Source organism: Pseudomonas sp. fls2-241-TYG-175 (genome assembly GCF_030209155.1).
Lineage (GTDB): Bacteria > Pseudomonadota > Gammaproteobacteria > Pseudomonadales > Pseudomonadaceae > Aquipseudomonas > Aquipseudomonas viridiflava.
In genome coordinates, this window is record NZ_JARVSO010000007.1 from 165,404 (window position 1) to 190,677 (window position 25,274).

General features: G+C 59.5%; 18 protein-coding genes. 13 read left to right on the top strand and 5 right to left on the bottom strand.

The window, feature by feature from the left end; all coding sequences use genetic code 11:
• Window positions 1-3: 3 nt before the first annotated feature.
• Window positions 4-1,455, bottom strand: coding sequence for an alanine/glycine:cation symporter family protein (locus tag QRN20_RS07665; protein ID WP_029242125.1), 1,452 nt, complete (start codon window positions 1,453-1,455; stop codon window positions 4-6).
• A gap of 283 nt (window positions 1,456-1,738) precedes the next feature.
• A complete protein-coding gene (gene aspA, locus QRN20_RS07670; RefSeq protein WP_004881647.1) occupies window positions 1,739-3,163 on the bottom strand; it encodes an aspartate ammonia-lyase in 1,425 nt (474 codons plus the stop codon).
• 286 nt (window positions 3,164-3,449) lie between these two features.
• Between aspA and QRN20_RS07675 the strand changes: the two genes are divergently transcribed.
• Entirely contained in the window at window positions 3,450-4,355 is a 906-nt protein-coding gene (locus QRN20_RS07675) for a LysR substrate-binding domain-containing protein (protein WP_004881646.1), read from the top strand.
• Window positions 4,356-4,395: 40 nt separating this feature from the next.
• Here the strand turns inward: QRN20_RS07675 and QRN20_RS07680 are convergent, their stop codons facing one another.
• Window positions 4,396-5,031 carry a hypothetical protein gene (locus tag QRN20_RS07680; protein ID WP_285360061.1) on the bottom strand — a complete coding sequence of 212 codons (636 nt, stop codon included), beginning with the start codon at window positions 5,029-5,031 and terminating at the stop codon, window positions 4,396-4,398.
• Between the two features lie 363 nt (window positions 5,032-5,394).
• On the opposite strand from QRN20_RS07680, the gene purE reads away from it, so the two are divergent.
• The 4 genes from purE (at window position 5,395) to QRN20_RS07700 (ending at window position 8,178) form a co-directional block, all read left to right on the top strand.
• Entirely contained in the window at window positions 5,395-5,886 is a 492-nt protein-coding gene (gene purE, locus QRN20_RS07685) for a 5-(carboxyamino)imidazole ribonucleotide mutase (protein WP_285360062.1), read from the top strand.
• Window positions 5,887-5,895: 9 nt separating this feature from the next.
• Window positions 5,896-6,978, top strand: a complete 1,083-nt coding sequence (locus tag QRN20_RS07690; protein WP_069142578.1) for a 5-(carboxyamino)imidazole ribonucleotide synthase — start codon at window positions 5,896-5,898, stop codon at window positions 6,976-6,978.
• Window positions 6,979-7,316: 338 nt separating this feature from the next.
• Entirely contained in the window at window positions 7,317-7,562 is a 246-nt protein-coding gene (locus tag QRN20_RS07695; protein ID WP_004881638.1) for a GlsB/YeaQ/YmgE family stress response membrane protein, read from the top strand.
• Window positions 7,563-7,644: 82 nt separating this feature from the next.
• A complete protein-coding gene (locus QRN20_RS07700) occupies window positions 7,645-8,178 on the top strand; it encodes a DUF3299 domain-containing protein (protein ID WP_043304009.1) in 534 nt (177 codons plus the stop codon).
• A gap of 12 nt (window positions 8,179-8,190) precedes the next feature.
• Here QRN20_RS07700 and QRN20_RS07705 read toward each other — a convergent pair whose 3' ends face one another.
• Window positions 8,191-9,102, bottom strand: coding sequence for a D-hexose-6-phosphate mutarotase (locus QRN20_RS07705; protein WP_096767397.1), 912 nt, complete (start codon window positions 9,100-9,102; stop codon window positions 8,191-8,193).
• 109 nt (window positions 9,103-9,211) lie between these two features.
• Entirely contained in the window at window positions 9,212-9,613 is a 402-nt protein-coding gene (locus QRN20_RS07710) for an acyl-CoA thioesterase (RefSeq protein ID WP_004881633.1), read from the bottom strand.
• Between the two features lie 428 nt (window positions 9,614-10,041).
• On the opposite strand from QRN20_RS07710, the gene QRN20_RS07715 reads away from it, so the two are divergent.
• The 8 genes from QRN20_RS07715 (at window position 10,042) to QRN20_RS07750 (ending at window position 25,168) form a co-directional block, all read left to right on the top strand.
• Window positions 10,042-11,331 (top strand): MFS transporter, encoded by a 1,290-nt coding sequence (locus QRN20_RS07715; RefSeq protein WP_285360066.1) that lies wholly within the window; start codon window positions 10,042-10,044, stop codon window positions 11,329-11,331.
• Between the two features lie 153 nt (window positions 11,332-11,484).
• The gene (locus QRN20_RS07720) at window positions 11,485-12,483 is read left to right on the top strand and encodes a phosphate ABC transporter substrate-binding protein PstS family protein (protein ID WP_004881629.1); all 999 of its coding nucleotides are present in this window, start codon (window positions 11,485-11,487) and stop codon (window positions 12,481-12,483) included.
• Between the two features lie 138 nt (window positions 12,484-12,621).
• Entirely contained in the window at window positions 12,622-14,907 is a 2,286-nt protein-coding gene (locus tag QRN20_RS07725) for an ABC transporter permease subunit (protein WP_163000405.1), read from the top strand.
• A 69-nt stretch (window positions 14,908-14,976) separates the two neighbouring features.
• Window positions 14,977-16,593: a phosphate ABC transporter permease PstA gene (gene pstA, locus QRN20_RS07730; protein WP_285360075.1), complete on the top strand. Its 1,617-nt coding sequence runs from the start codon at window positions 14,977-14,979 to the stop codon at window positions 16,591-16,593.
• A gap of 70 nt (window positions 16,594-16,663) precedes the next feature.
• Window positions 16,664-17,497 (top strand): phosphate ABC transporter ATP-binding protein PstB, encoded by an 834-nt coding sequence (pstB, locus tag QRN20_RS07735; RefSeq protein ID WP_004881624.1) that lies wholly within the window; start codon window positions 16,664-16,666, stop codon window positions 17,495-17,497.
• Between the two features lie 70 nt (window positions 17,498-17,567).
• Window positions 17,568-18,332 carry a phosphate signaling complex protein PhoU gene (gene phoU / locus QRN20_RS07740; protein WP_029242133.1) on the top strand — a complete coding sequence of 255 codons (765 nt, stop codon included), beginning with the start codon at window positions 17,568-17,570 and terminating at the stop codon, window positions 18,330-18,332.
• A gap of 204 nt (window positions 18,333-18,536) precedes the next feature.
• Window positions 18,537-19,433, top strand: a complete 897-nt coding sequence (locus QRN20_RS07745; RefSeq protein WP_004881620.1) for a response regulator — start codon at window positions 18,537-18,539, stop codon at window positions 19,431-19,433.
• A 503-nt stretch (window positions 19,434-19,936) separates the two neighbouring features.
• Window positions 19,937-25,168, top strand: a complete 5,232-nt coding sequence (locus QRN20_RS07750) for a deaminase domain-containing protein (protein ID WP_285360068.1) — start codon at window positions 19,937-19,939, stop codon at window positions 25,166-25,168.
• Window positions 25,169-25,274: the final 106 nt, after the last annotated feature.

The following is a 25,274-nucleotide window of genomic DNA, read 5'->3' on the forward strand; positions in this document are numbered from 1 at the left end:
TGCTTAGCGTGCTTCTGGAGCAGGCTTGCCTGCCACTTCAGCATCATGAACCGGCGTCTGCGACGGGTTGGCTGGCCATGCAGTGCGGTCCAGATCCAGATCAGGGAATTTGCTGGAATCGAACACCGGCGTTTTGATGCCTGCGCGACGCTGGGCATCGTAGTCGCCCAGAATACGCTTCACGATCTTGAACAGCATCGCCAGTGCAATCAGGTTGACGAAGGCCAGCATGGTCATGGTGATGTCGGCGAAGGCCAGCACATCTTTCAGATCGACCACCGCGCCCCACAGAATCAGCACCAGTACGGCGATGCGGTAGCCGATGATCGCGTTCTTCTTCTCACCGAACAGGAAACGCAGGCTGTTTTCGCCCAGATAGTAGTTGTAGAGGATCGAGGTGAATACGAACAGCGCCAGTGCCACGCTGATGAAGATGCGGCCCCAGTCACCGACCACTGCGGCCAGCGAGTTCTGTGCGAGCACGATACCGTTGCCGTCGTAGCCAACGTCATAGATACCGGACAGCAGAATCAGCAGGGCGGTGCAGGTGCAGATCACAAAGGTGTCGAGGAACACGCTGAATGCCTGAACCACGCCTTGGGCAACCGGGTGCTCGACCTGAGCGACCGCAGCCACGTTTGGAGCGCTGCCCAGACCGGCTTCGTTGGCAAACACGCCACGCTTGACGCCCATGACGATTGCGCTGCCGACCAGACCGCCGAACACCGGGTCAAGACCGAAGGCGCTGCGCACGATGGTCATCAGCATGGCTGGAACGTGATCGATCTGCAGAACGATGACATACACAGTGACTGCGATGTAGATCAGGGTCTTGACCGGTACCAGCAGGTCGGAGATCGCAGCGATACGCTTGATGCCGCCGATGAACGCCAGACCCAGCAGCACGACCAGGCAGATACCGGTGGTCATGGTGTCAACGCCGAAGGCGCTTTTGAGGGAGTCGGTCACAGCGTGCGATTGCAGGCCGTTGAAGGCGAAACCGAAGGTCACCAGCAGCAGAACCGCCATGACCATGCCCAGCCAGCGCTTGCCCAGGCCGTGCTGGATGTAGAACGCCGGACCGCCACGGAACTGGCCTTCGGAGTCCTTGCGCTTGTAGAGCTGAGCGAGGGAACACTCGATGAAACTGCTGGACATGCCGACCAGTGCGGTCACCCACATCCAGAACACGGCACCCGGGCCGCCAAGTGTTACTGCAATACCGACGCCTGCGATGTTACCCGCACCTACGCGGCCTGCGAGGCTGAGCATCAGGGCCTGAAAGGAACTCAGTTGACCTGCGCTGCTCTTCAAGCTGTCGCGGAATACCGCAAACATATGGAAAAAGTGTCGAAACTGAACGAAACGTGAGCGGATCGTGAAGTAACTACCCAGGCCTACGATAAGTACGATCAGTACTTTACCGGAGAGAAAGTCGTTAATCATTTCCAGCATTTTTGTTATTCCTCGCTACTTTTGAGGGGGCGCACTATACCGGTGCAAAGTTTTTACGTCTGTAGGTGCTTTCTTGTAAGACTGATTCTTCATTTACAGGACTAAATAAATACTCTGTGGATAACTCCGCAAAGCGTTGTGCCAGAGGCTGTGAATCGCTATCGGATCCACTTTTTGCCAGCGGGCAAAAAAAAGGGTCTGGAGAATCACTCCCAGACCCTCAAAAAATTGAGGGGTGTCTAGGCCCTCAATCTGGTGAGCTCGTTGCGCAGATCACTGCCTGTCAGGCCTTCAATGGGGCCAGGCGGGGAGCGATCATGTTTTCCGGCCGCAGAATGTCGTCGAGCATGGCGTCGTCGAGCAGGCCTTCCTCACGAACCAGTTCCAGTACGCCGCGGCCGGTTTCCAGCGCAATGCGGGCGATACGGGTCGAGTTCTCGTAACCGATGTAGGGGTTCAGGGCAGTGACCAGACCGATCGAGTGCTCGACCAGTTCACGGCAGCGCTGTTCGTTGGCGGTGATGCCGACGATGCAGTGTTCGCGCAGCATGTCCATGGCGCGCTGCAGCAGGCGGATCGAGTCGAAGATTTTGTAGGCGATCAGCGGCTCCATCACGTTGAGCTGCAACTGACCACCTTCGGCCGCCATGGTAAGTGCCAAGTCGTTACCGATGATTTCGAACGCCACCTGGTTCACCGCTTCCGGGATCACCGGGTTGACCTTGCCAGGCATGATCGAGCTGCCTGGCTGACGCGCTGGCAGGTTGATTTCGTTGATGCCGGTGCGTGGGCCGCTGGACAGCAGGCGCAAGTCGTTGCAGATCTTCGACAGCTTGACCGCAGTACGCTTGAGCATGCCCGAGAACAGCACGAAGGCGCCCATGTCGGAGGTCGCTTCGATCAGGTCGGCAGCCGGTACCAGCGGCTGGCCACTGATGGTCGCCAGACGTTCTACCGCAAGGTGCTGATAGCCAGGGTCGGCGTTGATGCCGGTACCGATGGCGGTGCCGCCCAGGTTGACTTCGGTCAACAGCTCCGGCGCCAGACTGCGCAGGCGGTTCAGGTCTTCGGTCAGGGTGGTGGCGAAGGCGCGGAATTCCTGGCCCAAGGTCATCGGAACGGCGTCCTGCAACTGGGTGCGGCCCATTTTCAGAACGTGGTTGAATTCCTGGCCCTTGGCCGCGAACGCCTGGATCAGACTGTCGAGGCTGGCGAGCAGGGCGTCGTGACCCAACAGCAGACCCAGGCGGATGGCCGTCGGGTAGGCGTCGTTGGTCGACTGGGCCATGTTCACGTCGTTGTTCGGATGCAGGTGCTTGTACTCGCCCTTCTCGAAGCCCATGGTTTCCAGCGCGATGTTGGCGATGACTTCGTTGGCATTCATGTTGGTTGAAGTGCCAGCGCCGCCCTGAATCATGTCAACCACGAACTGATCGTGGAAGTCACCGCGAATCAGGCGGGCACAGGCCTCGCTGATGGCGGCGTGTTTGGCATCGTTGAGGTGTCCGAGCTGGTGATTCGCATCGGCCGCAGCCTGCTTGACCATGGCCAGCGCCACGACCAGTTTCGGGTAGTGCGAAAGCGGCACGCCGGACAGGTGGAAATTGTTGACCGCTCGCAGAGTCTGGATGCCGTAGTAGGCGTTTGCCGGTACTTCGAGAACACCCAGCAGGTCTTTTTCGATGCGCGATGATGCAGGCGAGGACATGATAAAAAAAGTCTCAAATTAGGTACGGACGATGCCGGAACGCAGCGGATGGTGGGCTTTGCGTTTAAAATTGACCAATGCTGTTAAACGCTGGGCTATGCACAAACGGCATAACAGGTGTGTGACTCGGCTTTTATGCCGTGCGTAAAGGGGACAAAATGTCGCACCCTCACATGTTCTTGTCGCGGACAGGACGTAAAAGGTTTTTTGTAGCGTCATCGCGAAAGGCATCGTCTCTAACCGCAGTCGCCTGTTGATGCAGTCAGCCATTGTCCGGGAGGACCTGATGAATCTGGAAAGCAAGTGGTTGGAGGATTTCAGCGCTCTGGCTGCAACCCGCAGTTTTTCCCAGGCCGCCGAGCGTCGTTTCGTGACGCAACCGGCGTTCAGTCGGCGTATCCGCAGCCTTGAAGCCGCGCTTGGGCTGACGCTGGTCAATCGGTCACGCACGCCGGTCGAGCTGACGGCTGCGGGGCAACTGTTTCTGGTCACGGCACGTACGGTGGTCGAGCAGTTGGGTGAGGTGGTGCGCCATCTGCATCACCTGGAAGGCGGACAGGGCGAGGTGATGCAGGTCGCGGCGGCGCATTCTCTGGCACTGGGCTTCTTTCCACGCTGGATCGCGCAGCTTCGCAATGAAGGCCTCAACATTGCGACCCGATTGGTCGCGACCAACGTGGGCGATGCGGTGCATGCGCTGCGTGAAGGCGGCTGCGACCTGATGCTGGCTTTCTATGATCCTGATGCCGCATTGCAAATGGACGCCGAGATCTTTCCGTCCCTGCACCTGGGGCAGACCCAGATGCTGCCGGTCTGCGCCGCCGATGCTCAGGGCCAGCCCCTGTTCGATATGGACGGCGAGGCCAGTGTGCCGCTGCTGGCGTACAGCGCTGGTGCCTTTCTGGGCCGCTCGGTGAACATGCTGCTGCGCCAGCGCAACCTGCGCTTCACCACGGTTTACGAGACGGCCATGGCCGACAGCCTCAAAAGCATGGCGCTGGAAGGGCTGGGCATCGCTTGGGTACCGCAGTTGAGTGTTCGTGCCGAGCTGGCGCGTGGCGAGCTGGTGGTGTGCGGCGGCCCGGAATGGCATGTGCCGCTGGAGATTCGTCTTTACCGCTGCGCACTGGTGCGCAAGGCCAATGTGCGATTGTTGTGGCGCAAGCTGGAAAGTGCTGCCGCTCAGGAGTGATTGCATGACGGGCCGCTCGCAGGAGCGGCCCGTGTTTCAGTCAGGGATACTGACTAAGGTGAGCTTCGATGCGCCGCTTGTTTTCATTGCTGTAGACGTAGCAGTTGGCGCGAATCTGATTGCGGACCTCCAGCATATTGGTCTCACACCACCAGCCGCCCCGGTACAGAACCTCTGCCGCTTCGTGGGTCCCGCCCAGCAGGTGGCCCAGTTCGTGTGCGGTGGCGTTATAGGTCGTCAGTGACGCGATGGCAGTGTAGCCCTTGATGAGCGCAACGCCTCCTACCTCCCGATTGATCATGTCCTGAGTCAGCAACAGGTATTTGGTCGTCGGGTTGTATGGCAGGTTTCGCGCGTCGATGTACTGATCCACTCGATTCCTGAAATCCACTGAGATCCTTTCCAGATCGTCACCTTTATAAGCGAAGTCCGTCAATGTCGGGACATGGCGGATGAACTCCAGCTGGACACGCCGATGCGTGAAGTTTTCAAGGTCTTTCACGAACCAGGTGATGTAATCCTGAGCGATACGCTCAAGGTCGTGTTCTCTGACATCGTCGTGCAGAAACAGAAAGAGGAACAGCGGGCGTTTTGCGGAGGGTCCATCAGCCAGTGCGCTCTGGCCCATCAGAAGCGCAGCGATCAACAGCAGGGGGCCTGTTACGATTTTCAACATGAGTACTCATCCTTGAGTAGGTCTAAGGGTCTGCCTGCCCGGTAAGGGTCAGGTCATCAGTACTTAATAGCAATGCTCGGCGGCCGACAGTCGGGATGGGCAGCGGCGGCTGTAGTCTTGTTTGCGGGATGTTGCAGGTCGTGAACGACTCGAAGTGTCGTCCCATGCTTCGCCCGTCGCAGGCTTTGCAAAAACCTTGTGCGGATGGTCGTCGAGGGGGCTGTCATCCTGGCGCTTTGAGGTATACTGCGCGGCCTTTGGCCGGTTGAATCGGTCATTATTCGTACAGCAAGCCACGCCGGTCCTCCTGCGTGGCTTGTTGTTTTTAGATGCGCCTGCGGGCGCCCGATGAGAGGCACGACGATGAGCGCACTGGTTGGCGTGATCATGGGCTCCAAGTCCGATTGGTCCACCCTTAGCCACACCGCCGACATGCTGGAAAAGCTCGGCATTCCCTACGAAGTGAAAGTGGTGTCTGCGCACCGCACACCGGATTTGCTGTTCCAGTACGCCGACGAAGCGGAAGGCCGTGGTATCGAGGTGATCATCGCGGGCGCCGGTGGTGCCGCTCACTTGCCGGGCATGTGTGCGGCCAAGACCCACCTGCCTGTGCTGGGCGTTCCGGTGCAATCGTCGATGCTGTCGGGTGTCGACTCCCTGCTGTCCATCGTGCAGATGCCTGCCGGTATCCCGGTTGCAACGCTGGCCATCGGCAAAGCGGGCGCGATCAATGCGGCCCTGTTGTCGGCGAGCATCCTGGGCGCCAAACACCCGCAATTCCACGTTGCGCTGAAGAAATTCCGCGCCGAGCAGACAGACAGCGTCCTGAACAATCCAGACCCACGCCACGCCTGAGGTTTTTCCATGAAGATCGGTGTAATCGGTGGCGGCCAACTGGGCCGCATGTTGGCTCTGGCGGGCACCCCGCTGGGCATGAACTTCGCCTTCCTCGATCCCGCGCCGGACGCTTGTGCGGCGGCATTGGGCGAGCATCTGCGTGCCGATTACGGTGATCTGGATCACCTGCGCCAGTTGGCTGATGAAGTCGATCTGGTGACGTTCGAATTCGAGAGCGTTCCGGCCGAGACCGTGGCGTTCCTGTCCCAGTTCGTGCCGGTCTACCCGAGCGCCGAAGCCTTGCGCATTGCACGGGATCGCTGGTTCGAGAAAAGCATGTTCAAGGACCTGGGCATCCCGACGCCTGACTTTGCGGACATTCAGTCGCAAGCCGACCTGGACGCTGCGGTGGCCAGCATCGGTCTGCCAGCCGTTCTCAAGACCCGCACGCTGGGTTATGACGGCAAGGGTCAGAAGGTTTTGCGTTCGGCCGCCGACGTGGTCGGCACCTTCGCCGAACTGGGCAGCGTGCCGTGTCTGCTGGAAGGCTTTGTGCCGTTCACCGGTGAAGTGTCGTTGATTGCCGTGCGCGCACGCGATGGGGAAACCCGTTTCTACCCGCTGGTGCACAACACCCATGACAGCGGCATCCTGCGCCTGTCCATCGCCAGCACGGATCACCCGTTGCAGGCGCTGGCCGAAGACTACGCTGGCCGCGTGCTGAAGCAACTGGATTATGTGGGCGTGCTGGCGTTCGAATTCTTCGAAGTCGATGGCGGCCTGAAAGCCAACGAAATCGCGCCGCGTGTGCACAACTCCGGCCACTGGACGACCGAAGGCGCCGAGTGCAGCCAGTTCGAAAACCACCTGCGTGCCGTCGCCGGCCTGCCGCTGGGTTCTACCGCCAAGGTGGGCGAAAGCGCGATGCTGAACTTCATCGGTGAAGTGCCTGCGGTGGACAAGGTGATTGCGGTTGAAGACTGCCACCTGCACCACTACGGCAAGGCGTTCAAGACAGGCCGCAAGGTCGGTCACGCCACCGTCCGCAGCCACGACCGCGCCACGCTGGATCGTCAGGTCAAGCTTGTCGAGGCGTTGATCAAGGGCTAAACGAGCTTTTCATGCTCACCGCTGACAAAGGCTCTGGAAAGCGGATCTGAAGCGGTAGAGGCTGGCTGAACACAGGACTGTGGGAGGCGGCTTGCCGGCGATAGCGTCAGTCCAGTCACTGAAGAGTTGACTGAAAACGCATCGCCGGCAAGCCGCCTCCCACAGCGTTTGCAGTTATCCAGCTATACGTGTGCAGAACGACGAGCGCAGAGCGTGCGACACGATCATTCGCCAATCTTCATTTGCGCCGGAACCATTCCCTTTCGCCGTTCTCAGATAGCAGTAAGCCAAGGCTGCATTGGGTCGTGGCACGTTCAATTCATACAGAGGGAAATGGCATGGGTATCATCGGAACCATCTTCATTGGCTTGATCGTCGGCCTGCTGGCTCGTTTTCTGAAGCCGGGCGATGACAGCATGGGCTGGATCATGACCATTCTGTTGGGTATCGCCGGTTCGCTGGCTGCGACCTACGGTGGCCAGGCTCTGGGTATCTATCAGGCGGGCGAAGGCGCAGGTTTCCTGGGCGCACTGGTCGGCGCAATCATCCTGCTGGTCATCTACGGCATGATCAAAAAGCGCTGATAATCCAGCGTCAGCCCTCTGTTTGTACTGCGCAGAGGGCTAGAATGCTCGGCAGTTATTCTTCCCCTTGCCGAGCACTATCATGCGTCGCTTTCTATTAATGACTTTGCTGGTGGTATCCGGGTTCGCACAGGCCCAGATGCCAGAAACCGACTGGCTGGAACTCATGCCCAAGTCGGACCAGAAGGCCCTCGAGGCCATGCCCGAGATTGATCACAACTCCCCTGAAGCGATGGGCACCTTCGACAGCAAGGGCGGATTGAAGCAGAGCAAGGGCTTGCCCGCTGTCATGTATTCCACCAAGACCGTCGCCGCGATGAATGGCAAAAACATTCGTCTGGGCGGTTATCCCGTGCCTCTCGAAACCGATGCCAAAGGCCATAGCACGCTGTTCTTTCTCGTGCCTTATCCAGGCGCCTGCATCCACGTTCCGCCACCGCCACCCAACCAGATGGTGCTGGTGCGTTACCCCAAGGGCTTGAAGCTGGACGATATCTACGCACCGCTGTGGGTCGAAGGCACCCTGAAGGTCGAGAAGATCAGTAACGATCTGGCCGATGCGGCCTATGCGATGGATGCAGCCAAGGTCCGTGTCGTTGTCGAATCGGACCTTTGACGCGTTGCCGATCTAGAGCGGTTCGCTCCAGATGCTCACACCCAGAATGTGCATGTCATCCGGTGCCAGCGTCACCACGTCGCTCATGACGTTGGCGGTTTCGACGCAGACCATGCGCTGCCAGCCGTCCGGCGCCATGTCGGTGAAGCGTGCGGTCTTTTCGATCCACGGGTTCCACAGGATCGCCGAGTTCGAACCGGTGCTGTGAATCTGGATACGACGTTGCCACTGCGGATCGACAATGCTGAGCAGGCCGGGCGTGTCGAGATAGATGCGGTCAGTTTCGCCGGTGAACGTCAAATCGCCCGCCTGCTGACGCTCTTCCCAGTTCTCCAGGGTTTCGATGTAGCGCAAACCGTCCAGCCCTTCGACGCTGACCTGACGTGAGTCGCTGACCGCAAAGTAGGTGTGCAGCGCCTGACTGATGGTGACCGGTTCGGTGCCGCAGTTGTAGCTGACCAGGCTCACACTCAGCGCATCCTCCAGACGAATGCTCAGTTTGAGCGCCACGTTGTGCGGCCAGCCCGGCAATTTGCCTTCGGCCTGCGGCAGAACGAACTCCACCAGCAAGGCGGGGCCATCTTCGCCGACGCCCAGCAGTTCCCAGTCCAGCGCGCGTACTTCACCGTGGGCCTTGGCGGGCTCATCGCCTTGACGCATCGCCTGCACGCTTTCCGGGTTGCGCTCCAGATTGCCGAACCATGGCCAGCAGATCGGCATGCCTGCACGAATCGGCTTGCCTTGCTTGAAGACCGCTTCTTCGTTCAGCCAGACCAGAGGCTGTTGACCGTCGCGCTGGTAGCTGAGGATGTGCGCACCTTGCTGAGCGACGATCAGTTCTGCATCGCCATGACGGATGCGCCAGCAGTTCAGTTCATCGTACTGGACGGGTTCGACGCTGGATTCAACCGGGGATGTAGACATGCGAAATCTCTCACTCAAGGGCCGTGACGAAAATAGACCGTTATGGACGGGATGAGTTTACCCGAGAGGCCGCGACCCTTGCAGGCGCCAGCTCTCAGGCAGGACCGGCTCAGCGGCGCGCGGGAACCGAACGCGTACGGCCGCTGGTGTCGATGGCCACAAAGACGAAAACCGCCTCGGTGACTTTGCGCCATTCGCTGGTCACAGGGTCATCGCTCCACACTTCGACCATCATCTTGATCGAGGTGCGTCCGACTTCGAGGGTGCGTGTATAGAAAGACAGCTGTTCGCCGACGGCCACCGGCACCAGAAAGGCCATGCGGTCGATGGCAACCGTGGCGACACGCCCGCCTGCCACTTTGCTGGCCATGGCCGTGCCGGCCAGGTCCATCTGGGAGACCAGCCAGCCGCCGAATATATCGCCGAAGCCGTTGGTTTCACGGGGAAGGGCCGTGATTTGCAACGCAAGATCGCCTTGCGGAGTTGGATCTTCTTGTTCGAGCTCGATCATGCCTAGGGTGCCTCTGACCCATGACTCTATTATTTTTTGCCGCGGTTGACTGGCGCCATTCAACCCCTTGCACGTGAACATTGTATGTTCCGCTGCCGGGATGGCCCTTGAGGGAAACTCTGCGAAAACCGCTGATTCAGACGTTTTCGCACAAATTCCCACTGCGGTTGACAGTCTGCGAGTATATCGGGCGTTGCGTCATAGAACGACCGCCGGGTTCTCTTTTTGCCCCTGCAAAGTTCTCGCTAGGTGTTTTTTGAGACAATTTGTTATCTTGCTGGACCTCTACAGGTGACAAGACTGCCTGTACACGCAATTTTGGTGCCTATCAGCACAGTTGCCCCGGACAATCGCTTCTGCACGCCACCCCGCCGCAGCCAGCGTAGCTGTCGCATGCCCTTTCAGAACAAGCAAAGAGAAGCCTTGTCATGTCATCTGTTTCTTCCAGTACCGCGCAGCCGTCGCGACCCTTGACCCGTAGCGATTACAAGACGTTGTCGCTTTCCGCCCTGGGTGGCGCGCTGGAGTTCTACGACTTCATCATTTTCGTGTTTTTCGCGGCGGTGGTCGGAAAGCTATTCTTCCCGGTGGATATGCCTGACTGGCTGCGCATGATGCAGACCTTCGGCATTTTTGCTGCCGGTTATCTGGCACGCCCGTTGGGCGGCATCATCATGGCGCACTTCGGCGACCTGCTGGGGCGCAAGAAAATGTTCACGCTGAGCATTTTCATGATGGCCGTACCGACCCTGATCATGGGTCTGCTGCCGACCTACGCACAGATCGGCATGTGGGCACCGATTCTGCTGCTGCTGATGCGCGTCATTCAGGGCGCGGCGATTGGTGGTGAAGTCCCTGGCGCCTGGGTGTTCGTGTCCGAGCACGTGCCGGCACGCTACATCGGTTATGCCTGCGGCACCCTGACGGCGGGTCTGACGGCCGGCATTCTGCTGGGCTCGCTGGTCGCCACGGCGATCAATACGATCTACAGCCCTGTCGAGGTGGCGGACTACGCCTGGCGTATCCCGTTCCTGCTGGGCGGCGTGTTCGGTCTGATGTCGGTTTACCTGCGTCGTCTGCTGCACGAAACGCCGGTGTTCGCCGAGCTGCAACTGCGCAAGGCGCTGGCTGAAGAAGTCCCGCTCAAGGCGGTACTGCGTGACCATCGTGGCGCGGTCGCGCTGTCGATGCTGATGACCTGGCTGCTGTCGGCCGGCATCATCGTCGTGATCCTGATGACCCCGACCATCCTGCAGACCATTTATGGTTTCCCGGCGGCCACGGCATTGAAAGCCAACAGTCTGGCCATTGTCTTCCTGAGCATGGGCTGCATCGCGGCGGGGGCACTGGCTGACCGCGTCGGCGCCGGGTGGGTGTTTCTGCTGGGCTGCGCCGGTCTGCTGGCGAGTTCCTGGACCTTCTATCACATCCTGGCGGACAACCCAGGCGTGCTGTTTCCGCTCTATGCGATCACCGGCCTGTTCGTCGGGACAATCGGTGCGGTGCCGTATGTGATGGTCAAGGCCTTCCCGCCTGTGGTGCGCTTCTCGGGTCTGTCGTTTTCCTACAATCTTGCGTACGCAATCTTCGGCGGCCTGACCCCGATGGTCGTGACCTTCATGCTCAAGAGCAGCCCGATGGGACCGGCCTGGTACGTGGCCATCCTGTGTGGCGTAGGCATGGCAATCGGCGTCTACCTGATTTCCAAAAAGCGCTGATACGTCAGTCCCGATCCGGCATTACGGTTAAGGCCATCCCCTGAGCAAGGGTGATGGCCTTTTCATCTTATTGTCATAATCAATTCATAGAGTGGTCACAAGACTCGCCCTGGCGCGTCTGGATCCCTACATACCCTGCCAGGAGCGCAAGGCATGACACTCAAGAGTTGGATGACTGCACTTACATTCGCTGCGGCCGGAGTTGCCGCTGCCAATTCGTTCGCTGCCGTTGACCCCGCCATCAAGGCCTACACCAAGACTTCCGGTGTGTCGGGCAATCTCTCCAGTGTCGGCTCCGACACCTTGGCCAACCTGATGACCTTGTGGGCCGAGGCGTACAAGAAAGAATACCCGAGCGTGAACATCCAGATTCAGGCAGCCGGCTCATCGACAGCGCCGCCCGCGCTGACCGAAGGCACGGCCAATCTGGGGCCAATGAGCCGCAAGATGAAAGACGGCGAACTCTCGGCGTTCGAACAGAAGCACGGTTACAAACCGACGGCCATTCCGGTGGCAGTGGATGCCCTGGCGGTATTTGTCCACAAGGACAACCCGATCAAGGGCCTGACGCTGCAGCAGGTCGATGCCATTTTTTCCGTGACGCGCCTGTGTGGTGCCAAGGCGGATGCGAAGACCTGGGGCGATGTCGGCGTGACAGGCGATCTGGCGGGCAAGCCGATTCAGCTGTTTGGCCGCAACTCGGTGTCCGGCACCTACGGTTATTTCAAGGAAGAGGCCTTGTGCAAGGGCGACTTCAAGCCCAACGTCAACGAACAGCCAGGTTCGGCCTCGGTGGTCAGTTCGATCAGTAATTCGCTGAACGGTATCGGTTACTCGGGGATTGGCTACAAGACCTCGAATGTCAGGACGGTTCCGCTGGCGAAAAAGGAAGGCGCAGAATTTGTCGAAGACAATGAAGCCAACACCTTGAACGGCACGTACCCGCTGTCCCGCTTCCTGTACGTCTACGTGAACAAGGCGCCCAATCAGCCTTTGGCACCGCTGGAAGCCGAATTCATCAAGCTGGTGCTTTCGAAACAGGGGCAGGAAGTGGTGATGAAAGATGGTTACATTCCGCTGCCCGCTCGCGTGGTCGAGAAGGCGCTGACCGACCTTGGCCTGCAGGGTGCCGCTGGAGTAGCGGCGAAGTAAAAGACGCATCAACGAGGCTCAATGGACTGGCCTTGTCACACGTTGAACAGTCCGCCGCCGGTTTTCCTGGGCAGCGGGCTTTTTTGCGTCACTCTTCTGTAATGTTTCTGTCATACAAGGCCGCTACGGTGTGTGCGCATGAATGAGTTGGCTAAAGCCGCAATGAATCAGGACTCACCTCCAGAGCGTATTGACTTCAATACGCCTGCGATGCTGCGCAAGCGTCGTTTTCGCGCGTTCAAGGATCGCCTGACTCACTGGTATGTCGCCATCGGTGGCCTGGCGGTGCTGGCCGCAATCACCCTGATTTTCTTCTACCTCGCTTACGTGGTGGCGCCGCTGTTCAAGGGCGCGAGCCTGACCGCCGCTGCGCCACTGAATGCCGCCTGGCTGCAGGACGCCGGCAAGCCGCTGATGCTTGCTATTGAAGAACAGAACCAGATCGGGATGCGCATCTCCGACAAGGGCGAAGTGGTGTTCTTCAACATCAGTGACGGCGCGGAGCTGCAACGTGTCGCCCTGCCGATTCCCGCTGGCGCGAGCGTCGTGTCCATCGGTAAGGACCAGCCGGGTGCACCCCTGATCGCGCTGGGGCTGTCCAACGGGCAGGTGCTGGTGTTCAGGCATTCGTACCTGACCACTTATCCGAACAATCAGAAAACCATTACCCCAAGCGTTGCCTGGCCTTTCGGCGAGACGCCGCTGGTGCTGGATGAAGCCGGGCGTGCCGTCGAGCACGTGACGGTCAGCGCCGACGGGGAAAGCCTCAAGCTGGCGGGTTCCACCGGTACGCAATTGCATGTCATGGCGCTCGATCAGACCGAAAACATGATGACGGGCGAAGTGACCCGCGAGCAGAGCCGTATCGAGCTGCCGCAGATGTCCGCTGAGGTCAAAGCCATCTACATCGATCCGCGTCAGCATTGGCTGTACGTGATCAACGGCCGTGCGCAGGCCGACGTGTTCAGCCTGCGTGACCGCACGCTCAACGGTCGCTATAAACTGCTGGAAGACGGCAACGCCGAAACCACTGCCAGCGCGCAACTGGTGGGCGGCATTTCCTTGATCATCGGCAACTCGAAGGGCGGCATGACCCAATGGTTCATGGCCCGCGACACCGACGGCGAGCAGCGCCTCATGCGCGTTCGGGATTTCAGAATGGGCAGTGCGCCCATCGTGCAGATCAAACCGGAGCAACGTCGCAAAGGCTTTATCGCACTGGATGCGTCGGGCAAGCTGGGGGTGTTCCACAGTACTGCGCACCGCACCCTGCTGATCGATAAGGTCGTGGACGGTCCCGGGATTCTGGCATTGTCGCCTCGTGCCAACCATGTGCTGGTGGAAAGCGGCAGTACATTGTTGCCGCTCACCTTGGATAACCCGCACCCGGAAGTGTCCTGGAGTTCGTTGTGGGGCAAGGTCTGGTACGAAAACTACGATGAGCCCAAGTACGTCTGGCAGTCCACGGCGTCCAACAGTGACTTCGAGCCCAAACTGAGCCTGGCGCCGCTGACCTACGGCACGCTCAAGGCGGCGTTCTACGCGATGCTACTGGCGGCACCGCTGGCCGTCGCCGCTGCGATTTATACGGCCTACTTCATGGCGCCGCGCATGCGCCGTAAGGTCAAGCCGGTGATCGAGCTGATGGAAGCGATGCCGACGGTCATTCTCGGCTTTTTCGCCGGTCTGTTTCTGGCCCCGTATCTGGAAGCCCATCTGCCGGGCATCTTCAGCCTGTTGTTGCTGACGCCCATCGGCATCCTGCTGGCAGGCTTCTTCTGGACGCGTTTGCCGGATTCGATTCGCCTGCGTGTGCCGGACGGTTGGGAAAGCGCAATTCTGATTCCGGTCATTCTGCTGGTGGGCTGGTTCTCGTTGAGCATGAGCCCGCACCTGGAAAACTGGTTCTTCAGTGGCGACATGCGCAGCTGGATACGTGACGACCTGGGCATCACCTACGATCAGCGCAACGCACTGGTGGTCGGGCTGGCAATGGGTTTTGCCGTGATTCCCAACATTTATTCGATTGCCGAAGACGCGGTGTTCAGTGTGCCGCGCAGCCTGACCCTTGGTTCGCTGGCGCTGGGTGCCACGCCCTGGCAGACCCTGACGCGTGTCGTGATCCTGACCGCCAGCCCTGGCATTTTCTCGGCCCTGATGATCGGCATGGGTCGTGCCGTGGGTGAAACCATGATTGTGCTGATGGCGACCGGCAATACGCCGATCATGGACATGAACCTGTTCGAGGGCATGCGCACGCTGGCGGCCAACGTCGCCGTGGAGATGCCGGAGTCGGAAGTGGGCGGCAGTCATTATCGAGTGTTGTTTCTGGCGGCGTTGGTGTTGCTGATGTTCACCTTTGTCATGAACACCGTCGCAGAGCTGATTCGTCAGCGCCTGCGCAAGAAATACTCGTCGCTTTAAGGAAGGTAGAAGTTCGTGAAAAGGAACTCCCTCAAAGGCTGGTTCAAAAGCGGCGCCCCCGGCGTCTGGATGAGCGCGGGTGCCGTTTCCATTGCCGTGATCATGACCATCGGCCTGCTGGCTGTGATTGCCGTGCGAGGCCTGGGGCACTTCTGGCCCGCCGACGTGATTGCTGCGCAATACGACGTGCCCGGCCAGGCGAAGCATATGCTGGTGGGTGAGCTGGTCGAGAAGGAACAGGTGCCGCGTGTGCGCTTGAAGGATGCCGGTTTGCCGGTGCCCGAGTCGGGCCCTGAATTCATGACCCGTGAGCTGTTCAAGGTGGGTAATCGTGACCTAAACCCCAGCGATTTTACCTGGGTGATCGGCGAATGGCTGACGGATGAAAGCCGGCCTGTCGACCTGATGACTCTGGAGCGTCGTGAGTGGGGCAACTTCTATGGCTATCTGGTCAATGTGAAGGAGGACGGCAGAGTCGTCGCCGAAGGCGAAGCAGCCTGGCCGACCCTGCAGGAGCGCATCAAGCGCGTCGAAACGCTGGCTGACGAACTGTACGCACTGGAAAAGAAAGACATTGGTGCCATCAACCATGGCATCGAGCGTCTGCGCCTTCAGGCCCGCAAGCTGGAACTCGACGGCAGGCTGGATGCCGCCGCGCAGGCCGACATGGCGGTCGAGCGTGCAGAACTTGATGCCCGTTACGCAGCCATCGAAGATCGCCTCAGTGCGCTGCATCAGGCCTTCGATCGCGACAGCCTTACGGCGCGTGATGCCAATGGCAAGGAAATCGAGATCAGTCTGGGCAAGGTGGTGCATGCCTATCAGCCCAACGCGATGGGCACGGCCACCAAGCTGAGTTTCTATTTCAAGAAACTCTGGGAATTCCTGAGCGACGACCCCCGTGAAGCCAACACCGAGGGCGGTATTTTCCCGGCCATCTTCGGCACGGTGATGATGACCCTGATCATGGCCGTCATCGTCACGCCATTTGGCGTGCTGGCGGCGGTGTATCTACGTGAATATGCCCGGCAGGGTCCGCTGACCCGCCTGATCCGGATTGCGGTCAACAATCTCGCGGGCGTGCCTGCGATTGTGTACGGCGTGTTCGGCCTTGGGTTTTTCGTCTACGTGCTGGGCGGTTCGGTGGATCGGCTGTTCTTCCCCGAAGCCTTGCCTGCACCGACCTTCGGCACGCCGGGCCTGTTGTGGGCATCGCTGACCCTGGCGCTGCTGGCAGTCCCGGTGGTGATCGTGGCGACCGAAGAAGGGCTGGCACGTATTCCGCTGACCCTGCGCGAAGGTTCGCTTGCCCTGGGGGCCACCAAGGCCGAGACGTTGTGGAAGATTGTGCTGCCCATGGCCAGCCCGGCGATGATGACCGGACTGATTCTGGCCGTGGCCCGTGCTGCAGGCGAGGTCGCGCCATTGATGCTGGTCGGGGTGGTCAAGCTGGCGCCGTCGTTGCCGGTGGACGGAAATTATCCCTACCTGCACCTCGATCAGAAGATCATGCACCTGGGGTTCCATATTTACGACGTGGGCTTTCAGAGCCCCAACGTCGAGGCTGCGCGACCGCTAGTCTATGCCACGGCGCTTTTGCTGGTGCTGGTGATCGCCTTGCTCAACCTGTCGGCGGTCAGCATTCGCAACCATCTGCGAGAAAAGTACAAGGCACTCGATAACTGATCCCTGAGTGCCGCCCCCTCGAGCGAGGCGGGCGGCCCGATGAAACGAATGGTTCGCACAGGAGCAATCCATGCAACACGAAAGCCCGAATCACGGCATGAATATGTCGGCTCTGAGGCGTCACAAGCAAAGCCTGTATCTGGCCGACGAAACCGTGGCGATCGAAGTGCCGGGGCTGAATCTGTTCTATGGCGAAAAACAGGCGCTGTTCGACATCGCCCTGAACATTCCCAAACAGAAGGTCACATCGTTCATCGGTCCGTCGGGTTGCGGCAAGTCCACACTGTTGCGCACCTTCAACCGCATGAATGATCTGGTCGATGGCTGCCGTGTCGAAGGCGCGATCAATCTGTACGGCCACAACATCTATACCAAGGGCGAGGAAGTTGCCGAGCTGCGCCGTCGCGTCGGCATGGTGTTCCAGAAGCCGAACCCGTTTCCCAAGACGATCTATGAAAACGTGGTCTACGGGCTGCGCATTCAAGGGATCAACAAAAAGCGCGTACTCGACGAAGCGGTCGAGTGGGCCTTGAAAGGCGCTGCACTGTGGGATGAGGTCAAGGATCGACTGCATGAGTCGGCACTGGGCCTGTCTGGCGGTCAGCAACAGCGTCTGGTCATTGCCAGAACCATCGCCGTGGAGCCGGAAGTCCTGCTGCTCGACGAACCCTGTTCGGCACTCGACCCTATTTCGACCCTTAAAGTCGAAGAGCTGATCTACGAACTGAAATCCAAATACACCATTGTGATCGTTACTCACAACATGCAGCAGGCGGCTCGGGTGTCGGATTACACCGCGTTTATGTACATGGGCAAGCTCGTCGAGTTTGGTGACACCGATACGTTGTTCACCAACCCGGCCAAAAAACAGACTGAAGACTACATCACCGGTCGTTATGGCTAGGACGTGCTTCGTCAGACCTGAACCACCGCTGCGTTTTCGCAATTAACCGGACGTTCCAAGGACACCCAGCATGATCCACAAAGACAGCCACACGCATCACATTTCCCAACAGTTCAACGCTGAACTCGAAGACGTTCGCAGCCATTTGCTCGAAATGGGTGGCCTGGTCGAGAAGCAGGTCAACGATTCGGTCACGGCGCTGATCGAAGCCGACTCGGGCCTGGCCCAGCGGGTTCGTGAAGTCGACGACCGGATCAACCAGATGGAGCGCAACATCGACGAAGAGTGCCTGCGCATTCTGGCCCGTCGTCAGCCTGCGGCTTCTGACCTGCGTCTGATCATCAGCATCTCCAAGTCGGTGATCGATCTGGAGCGCATCGGCGACGAAGCCACCAAGATCGCCCGTCGTGCCATCCAGCTGTGCGAAGAGGGCGAGTCGCCGCGCGGCTACGTCGAAGTGCGGCATATCGGCGATCAGGTGCGCAACATGGTGCGTGACGCGCTCGACTCGTTCGCCCGCTTCGATGCCGAGCTGGCCCTGTCTGTGGCTCAGTACGACAAGATCATCGACCGCGAGTACAAGACCGCCCTGCGCGAGCTGGCGACCTACATGATGGAAGACCCGCGTTCGATTTCCCGCGTGTTGAACGTCATCTGGGTGCTGCGCTCGCTGGAACGAATCGGCGATCACGCCCGCAACATCTCGGAGCTGGTGATCTACCTGGTTCGCGGCACTGACGTCCGTCACATGGGCCTCAAGCGCATGAAGGAAGAAGTGCAGGGCATTTCTGCGAGCGAAAAGACTAATGTTCCGGGCGACGCTGACGATAAGTAAGATTGCCTGCAATAAAACGCCCGGCACCTGCCGGGCGTTTTTCGTTGTGCAGAAGTACATTCTCAGCCGCCTGCGGATTAAATCCCATGGCGCAGTCAATCAATATGGCAGTTGGCTACTGGTCAACGCTATGCTTGCCGAAACAAAGGGCGTGTTGGCATTTAGCAGTTCGCCTCCAGAGTGAACACGTCCGCAGGAGCGTCGATGAGTAAGGTCAGTGTATTGGTGGTGGATGACGCGACGTTCATTCGCGACTTGGTTAAGAAATGTCTGCGCAATTATTTTCCCGGGATTCACACCGAGGACGCAGTCAATGGTCGCAAAGCTCAGGCGGTGCTGAGCAAAGATACGTTCGATCTGATTCTGTGCGACTGGGAAATGCCGGAAATGTCCGGTCTTGAACTGTTGGCCTGGTGCCGCTCGCAAGACAATTACCTGAAAACCGTGCCGTTCATCATGGTGACCAGCCGTGGCGACAAGGAAAACGTCGTGCAGGCCATTCAGGCCGGTGTGAGTGACTTCGTCGGCAAGCCGTTCACCAACGAACAGCTGCTTTCCAAGGTCAAGAAAGCCTTGGCCAAGGTCGGCAAGCTGGACGCGGTCATGTCCACCGCCCCGGCCCGCATGAACTCGCCACTGAACGACTCGCTGAGCGCGCTGACCGGTGGCAAGGCCGAGGTGGTTCGTGCTGCACCAGCCGCTGCTCCGGTTTCCGGCGGTATTGCCAAGGCACCGCCTGTGGTTGCCAAGACTGCAGAGCCGTCCGGTCGCGGACAAGGCCAGTTGCGTCTGCCCAACGGCATTCAGTCCTGCGTGATCAAGGCGTTGAGCCTGAAGGAAGCGTCGCTGGTCGTGCGTCGCAGCGATAACCTGCCGCAAGTCCTCGACAGCGCTGTGCTGGACCTGGAGCAGGGCGAAAGCAATGAGACCGCTCGCTTGAACGGCTACCTGCATTCGGTTGCGGCCTTCGAACAGAAGCCCGACAGCGACTGGCTGCAAGTGATCTTCCGTTTCGTCGACCAGGACGCGCAGAAGATGGACTACCTGTCACGCCTGATTGCCCGCGGCACGGCCCAGAAGCACTTCGTTCCGGGGGCTTGATCCTCGATTCTGTCGAAACGCGCTGCCAGACAGCGCGTTTGCCCGCGATAGGTTCTTACAGACAGAAAATCAGTGACTGACATGACGCAATCGCGGGCAAGCGCGCTCCTACAAAAAATCGCTTTTCTTCAGTAGGTTACAGGTTGTTTGATAAGAGGCGGCTTGCCGGCGATCTGCCGGGAACCGGCAGCAAAACCTGCACACGCGGTGTTTCAGATGCACTCAAGGGCCGCTGCGCAGCCCATCGCTGCCGTCGTAACCTCCGAGAGCTCCCACGCCCTGCGGGCAGAAGCAGATTTCAGCGCTTCTCCAGAAGCCAGGTGTCTGATAAAGGCTGTTGCTACCGCTGGAAGATGACGCCCACATCCGTCTGTTTGACGTCCGACAGGTCGGGATGAGCTTTCTCGCTCATTCAGGCGAGCCGTCTGCTTTCCCGGAACCTGCAGGTTCTATTTAGTTTTTCCAGTCCCTCACCGTTCGTGAGGCTACTGGAAAATGACTGAATGTTATCCACATCGCTCCAATCCCCCGACATCCTGGCGATCGACGCCAGTCAACTGCTTCTCGCCATCGAGCGTGCACTGGGTGCATCCAGCGATTCGGCCTCCTACATCACGGATGGCATCGTTCTGCCAGACGATCAGTTTCGGATTGTCAGGCGGGTGCTGATTCACCTGCTGGGCGAGGACATCCGGTTCTCGACACGCGATCTGGCTGCCGCAGATGCTGAGCAGGAACACAAACTGTCACTTCTGTATCGCAGCGCCAAGGCTCGTAAACTCTACGCGGATGCCATGGGCGTGGAGGAGGCCGGTGTCAGCCCCTGGCACATGCATCAGTTCTACGCCCGTATCGCCTGGCTGAATGAATCGACGGTCACTGGCGAAGCGGCCAGGGCGCAACTGGAACACTACGTGTTCAAGTCACTGCCGTTCTGGGGCGCTGCGGCGGTGCCCGGAAAATCGGGCTATTCAGCGTTAGGTGAGCTGCTTACACCCATCCCGGAAGATTTGCGTCTGTGGATGGTGCAGTTCAAGCGCGGTGCTCGTCTGGTGCCGGTTGCCGAGTGGATCGGCCACTGCTCGGCACAGTCGCTCTATAACGGCCTGACGGCGCTGCATGCGCGCGAGTCGGACGGCGACATGCCTGACGCCTTGAGCCTGTTCTGCGACACTCTCTCAGACCTGATACCTACGGATCGCTATCACGACCGGGAGTTATCCGACTGGCTGAATCCGCTGCTGGCAACGCCGGCTGGCTGGTCTGACTGCATAGGCGTGTTGACCAGCGTCGAGCACCGCGAACCGACCCTTGGCGGCCTGCAGATCGATGCGGGCACGCATATGTCATTGCCGACCCGGATTGAGTACCTGTGCAAGCTGGCGGCCTATGTGGTGAACCCCGATAACGAGCACTGGCTGGCGCCTGCAATCGCCAGTGCAGAACAAGCGCCCGCCATGCGGGCGTTGTCGCTGGCCATCAGGCTTCGATTCGAGCACTGGAACCTGGCGTTCGGGCCAGCCATGATGCTTGCTTCGCTGTTACTGATGCCGGCACTTGAAACGAGCATCGAACCGGACGATGCCTTACCCACTGCTCATACCCTGAACAGTCAGGTCGTCCCGCCGCTGGATACCTGGAGTCCGATGCACAATGCGGACTACCTGTTCTCTCAAATGGGCATCGAACTGCTTTGCGATTCAAACGAAGCAGGCCGCACGCTTCGCTTGTCACCCCAGCACACCTGGCATGCGCTGACCCATACCGTGCAGTTTCAGTCCGCCGTGGCGCCCTTGCTCGAGGCCATGGGCTGGTACGGCGCGCATCCCGGAGAGCAGGCTTCTCCCCGCATCACTCAGGCACTGGTCGGGCGTTCGATCATCGACTTTTTCCTGGGCGCTCCAGAAGCCGATGGCGAATCTCTGGAAACCTTCATCAGGCGCGGGTGGGTGCTGGACTACAGCCATGTGCAACTGAGAGAAAAGGTCCGGGACCTGGTACGGAACAGGCAGCCCGGTGCATCGCCGAGCACGGTCGACCTGCTGCATTACCTGTTGTTGCGCGAAACGATGCCCGAACTGTTGGTAGACGGCGTACCCGATCATTTGCAGTACGGGCGATCCCTGCAGAGCGTTGCCTTGCTTCATGGCGTCGCGCTGGTCGAGGCGATGACGCCGGGACTGGCGGTCATCACGTCTTACGATGAGCTGATCAAAATCAGTGCAGAGCTGGCCGAGTCCGAGGATCCCGGGGTTCAGGCGCTCTGGGCAACAACGCTGACCCTGCCTGCCTGGCGCTACGCCACGGCGCATGGCGCTGTTGAAGGTGCAGCCAGTGATGATCTTCAACAGGCATCCGCCGCACGGGTTGCTCAGGCCCTGAGCTATTTGCAGACACAGCAGGAATTGCACGCTCAGGAATTGAACCGTTTATTGGCAATCAAGCCGCCCGACCGCAAGGCTCTGGCAGCGCAAATGCTCACCGAGGGGGATGTGCCTGAATCGCTATGGGAGGAGCCTGTAAGTGCCGATCATTGGTCGGTCCTGCAGAACTGTGGATTCACGGTCGCCGCCTCCTATTCCATTGATCGCCTGACCGCAGTGGGTCAACCCCAGGCTACCGTCATCCAGTTGGTCATGATGGGAGAGGTCTACCTCTCCGACACGCCGACCATTGCGCAGGCCTATGCCACTGCTTTCAAGACGTTCAGCGAATCGCTGGTGAGTGCCGAAACCGACGTCATCAAAAGGCTCTTGTCCGAGGCGCAGCCCGAGGTTCGGGCGAAACTGTCGGGTTCGACCTGCGAGGTGAGTAGTGTCCGCTTCGAGGCGCAAGAGGGCGTTCAGGGCATCTTCGTCCGCTGCCAGGAGGGTGATCACCTCAATGACTTCGAGGGCCACTCGGTAAAAGAATCCTTTTTCGAGCTGATTCCCGCGTGCGGCGTGGTGCGTGAGGTCAGCCAGTCGTTCATGTATTCGGTCGACGGCGTGACCTGGTCGGGCATCATTTCGATTCCTGAGGCGCTGCGTCGGCGCGAAGCCCATCAGCAACGTATCGAAGCAGCCAGAACCACGCCTTTACTGCCTATGGACAGCGACGCGTACCTCACAGGCACGGTATCGCGCAGTTCTACGGTTCCGCATACCCCTTTGCAAGGAACGCTGATTCCTTCGGCGAAGCTGATTTATCTGCCGGATGCCGATGAACAGACCCGCATCGACACGCTGGCCAGCAGCGCCGCCACGCATCTGCTTGCCCGGTTTCTGGAGCAGAGCAACACCGAGCATTCACACGAAACCCCCTGGGAGCATATCTGGGCGAAGGAGCGTGAGTATGCCGATACCGCTGCGCGGTTTCTCATTCCGTTCTATGGGTGCATTCAGGATCTGCGGGCGGGCGAGCACTCCGCCGGGGTGATCGTGGGGTGCGTGCTGGATGGGGTATTCGCCCTCATCCCGCTGGGGCAGTTTGCAGGCGCAACCGCTCGCATCGTGATGCGGGCCGGAGAGCTGACGGTGTTGTCGATCACTCGGCTGACAGGCAAGGCGCTCGGGCGACTGATGGTCGGTCTTGCAGAGCAAAGCGGCCTGGCGGTGTTGCGTGACTTGGGCAAGGCCGGTGTGAAACTGAGCAGGCTTGGCTGGTCGGCGCTGTTGCACGTCTCGCCCTCGCTGAAAACCGTATTGTCATCGCGAGCGGTGGTTGAAAGTGTTTTCGGTTTCGACAAGGGCATGTACCGGGTGCTCGACAGTGTCGAACGCCCCTGGCAGCCGCTGCGTGTGGCGTCGGACAGCCATGCAGCGGTGGATGGCCGCCCGGCTGTGGCTGTCAGGAACATCGGCCGCCCGGAGGCACCCGATTTCAGGTTGCTCGATCCGGACTATGACCGTGTTTTCGGCAAGACACTCACGCCTGTGTCGCAGGGCGAGCGCCTTGAGCTGTCTTCCATATCGGCCGCTGACGGGACAGGTCCTGATCGCTATCCGGCTGTCGTGCCCATCACTTCCAGGGCCGATGGCTTTCATGAGGTGCGCATCGACCGCGCGTCCAGTGTAAGTAGCATTGAAAGGGGCGAAGGGGAGTACGACATTCTGGTCGACGGTCAGGTCTATCACCTGGACTCCGGCGCGCCGGATGCCGCGCTGCGCAAACGGGCGGTCGAAAAGCTCTCCACGGCATCGGGCACTCTGGAGGAAGTGGAAAACCTGTGCCGGGTTCGTCGTGATCTGGAGCCGGTTGTCTGCGCCACGGGGATCAGGCTTGCCACCCCGGTTCCCGAGCCGGTTCCTGCAGGCTCGACGGCTCCGACGCGAACCGGCAAGTACCCCAGTCAGGCCATGAATGCCCGTGAGTTCACGCTGGCCAGGCTTTCAACGCTTGCGAATGACGAGTCGGGCATCGATGTTTTCGTCAACGAGGGCAAATTCTGCAAGTGGGCCGAGCCGGACGAGGTCACCGCAACCACCTCAGCATCCAGTGGCAAGGTCGTCAGTCCGCTTTCGGAACAGGAGCTTGCGCATCTCTCTTTGCCTGAAACACCCAAGTATCTGCCTGCGCTCGAAGGGACGCTGGCCCAGGATGGTGTGTTGGGTCTTCCGGCGAACATATCCCATGATGACGCCGTGTGGATCTATCAGAATATCCCGGTGATCGAGGTTGGGCCTTTGGCTTCAGGTGTGAACGATGCCCGCACGTTACGTGGCGTCAGGCTGCAGATTGGCGATAAAGACTGGATTTTCATCGAGCCTGACAGCGGGGTGTTCTACAAGGCCCTCACGCCAGCCGAAGGCAGCTCGGAACTCGGGTTTGCCCGTGTTGAAGCGGCAGACGAGATCAATGAGTTCATTCGGGTTTCGGAGCAGTACCGAGTCTTTCGCGAGCGTCCCAATGCCGTGGTGGATCAGGAAAACATCGCACGTCTGCTGTTTGATCTGCTGGACGAGTCGGAAAGGGCTGCGTGGAATCTTTCCTGGGACAAGGCCATCCACAGCTATGACGATTATGCGCAATGGTGCAAGGCCAACGGCGAGAAGAACGAGTTGTTGGCCATTGGTCGTAACGTGCTGTCGGGTGAGGAGATCCAGAAAAAATTCGTCGATCTGGTCAAGGCCAGCGTTCCCGACTTCAGGAAAGTTGCCGAACGAAGCCTGCCCGAGCAACAGCACATTGTGGAGGTGCTCAATAAACTTCTGCCGGTGCAGGGCTCGAAGGCCAAGTGGGAGGCGTTGAATCTGCAGAGTGTGGTCACGCCCAAGGCGGCGAAGACTGTTCTCGGGCAGATCAAAGGTGCCAACCTTGCGTTTGCGCACATTCATACCGAGTCGGGAGAGCGAATCGTGTATTACGCGCTGTCCGGCGGTCAGCGCGCCAAGGACCTGAGGCTGCAACTCGACATGGCCGAAGGCAGCGAGCGCGTCATCGATGGCGTGATCTTTCGCGACGCTCGTGCCCGTATGGCGGGGCGTGAGCCTGACCCGACGTTCACCAGCCTGCCGGTGGTGCGCGATGCAAACCACCTTGTGGTCAGGGAGTTCTCTCGTCACGTGGATTCCGAGCGCCTGATCGCGACCATCATCAAGCAAGACATGGCGTCCACCCCGCTGGTCCACATCAAGTTCTTTACGGTGCTCGATACCTGCCGGTCATGCGGTGGATTTGTCTTGCCGCGTCTGAAACTCGACTTTCCCGATGCGCTGTTTTCGGTGACGTACATGAAGAATTACGCGCCGGGCTGATGCGCTTTGAGCGTCTCGCAGGCTTTCTGACGTGCAGTTTTTGGCGTGCGGTCTGTTGCCGATTGATACCGTTGAGTGCTGTTCGGGCCTTAACGCTGCTAGGCTT

Excerpts from the sequence above, each read along its gene's own strand:
- QRN20_RS07750 (WP_285360068.1), top strand. The coding sequence starts at position 19,937 with ATGTTATCCACATCGCTCCAATCCCCCGACATCCTGGCGATCGACGCC.
- QRN20_RS07665 (WP_029242125.1), bottom strand. The coding sequence starts at position 1,455 with ATGCTGGAAATGATTAACGACTTTCTCTCCGGTAAAGTACTGATCGTA.
- QRN20_RS07690 (WP_069142578.1), top strand. The coding sequence starts at position 5,896 with ATGAAGATCGGTGTAATCGGTGGCGGCCAACTGGGCCGCATGTTGGCT.
- QRN20_RS07695 (WP_004881638.1), top strand. The coding sequence starts at position 7,317 with ATGGGTATCATCGGAACCATCTTCATTGGCTTGATCGTCGGCCTGCTG.
- pstA (WP_285360075.1), top strand. The coding sequence starts at position 14,977 with ATGAGCGCGGGTGCCGTTTCCATTGCCGTGATCATGACCATCGGCCTG.
- QRN20_RS07715 (WP_285360066.1), top strand. The coding sequence starts at position 10,042 with ATGTCATCTGTTTCTTCCAGTACCGCGCAGCCGTCGCGACCCTTGACC.
- purE (WP_285360062.1), top strand. The coding sequence starts at position 5,395 with ATGAGCGCACTGGTTGGCGTGATCATGGGCTCCAAGTCCGATTGGTCC.
- pstB (WP_004881624.1), top strand. The coding sequence starts at position 16,664 with ATGCAACACGAAAGCCCGAATCACGGCATGAATATGTCGGCTCTGAGG.
- QRN20_RS07705 (WP_096767397.1), bottom strand. The coding sequence starts at position 9,102 with ATGTCTACATCCCCGGTTGAATCCAGCGTCGAACCCGTCCAGTACGAT.
- aspA (WP_004881647.1), bottom strand. The coding sequence starts at position 3,163 with ATGTCCTCGCCTGCATCATCGCGCATCGAAAAAGACCTGCTGGGTGTT.
- QRN20_RS07745 (WP_004881620.1), top strand. The coding sequence starts at position 18,537 with ATGAGTAAGGTCAGTGTATTGGTGGTGGATGACGCGACGTTCATTCGC.
- QRN20_RS07680 (WP_285360061.1), bottom strand. The coding sequence starts at position 5,031 with ATGTTGAAAATCGTAACAGGCCCCCTGCTGTTGATCGCTGCGCTTCTG.
- QRN20_RS07725 (WP_163000405.1), top strand. The coding sequence starts at position 12,622 with ATGAATGAGTTGGCTAAAGCCGCAATGAATCAGGACTCACCTCCAGAG.
- QRN20_RS07700 (WP_043304009.1), top strand. The coding sequence starts at position 7,645 with ATGCGTCGCTTTCTATTAATGACTTTGCTGGTGGTATCCGGGTTCGCA.
- QRN20_RS07710 (WP_004881633.1), bottom strand. The coding sequence starts at position 9,613 with ATGATCGAGCTCGAACAAGAAGATCCAACTCCGCAAGGCGATCTTGCG.
- phoU (WP_029242133.1), top strand. The coding sequence starts at position 17,568 with ATGATCCACAAAGACAGCCACACGCATCACATTTCCCAACAGTTCAAC.
- QRN20_RS07720 (WP_004881629.1), top strand. The coding sequence starts at position 11,485 with ATGACACTCAAGAGTTGGATGACTGCACTTACATTCGCTGCGGCCGGA.
- QRN20_RS07675 (WP_004881646.1), top strand. The coding sequence starts at position 3,450 with ATGAATCTGGAAAGCAAGTGGTTGGAGGATTTCAGCGCTCTGGCTGCA.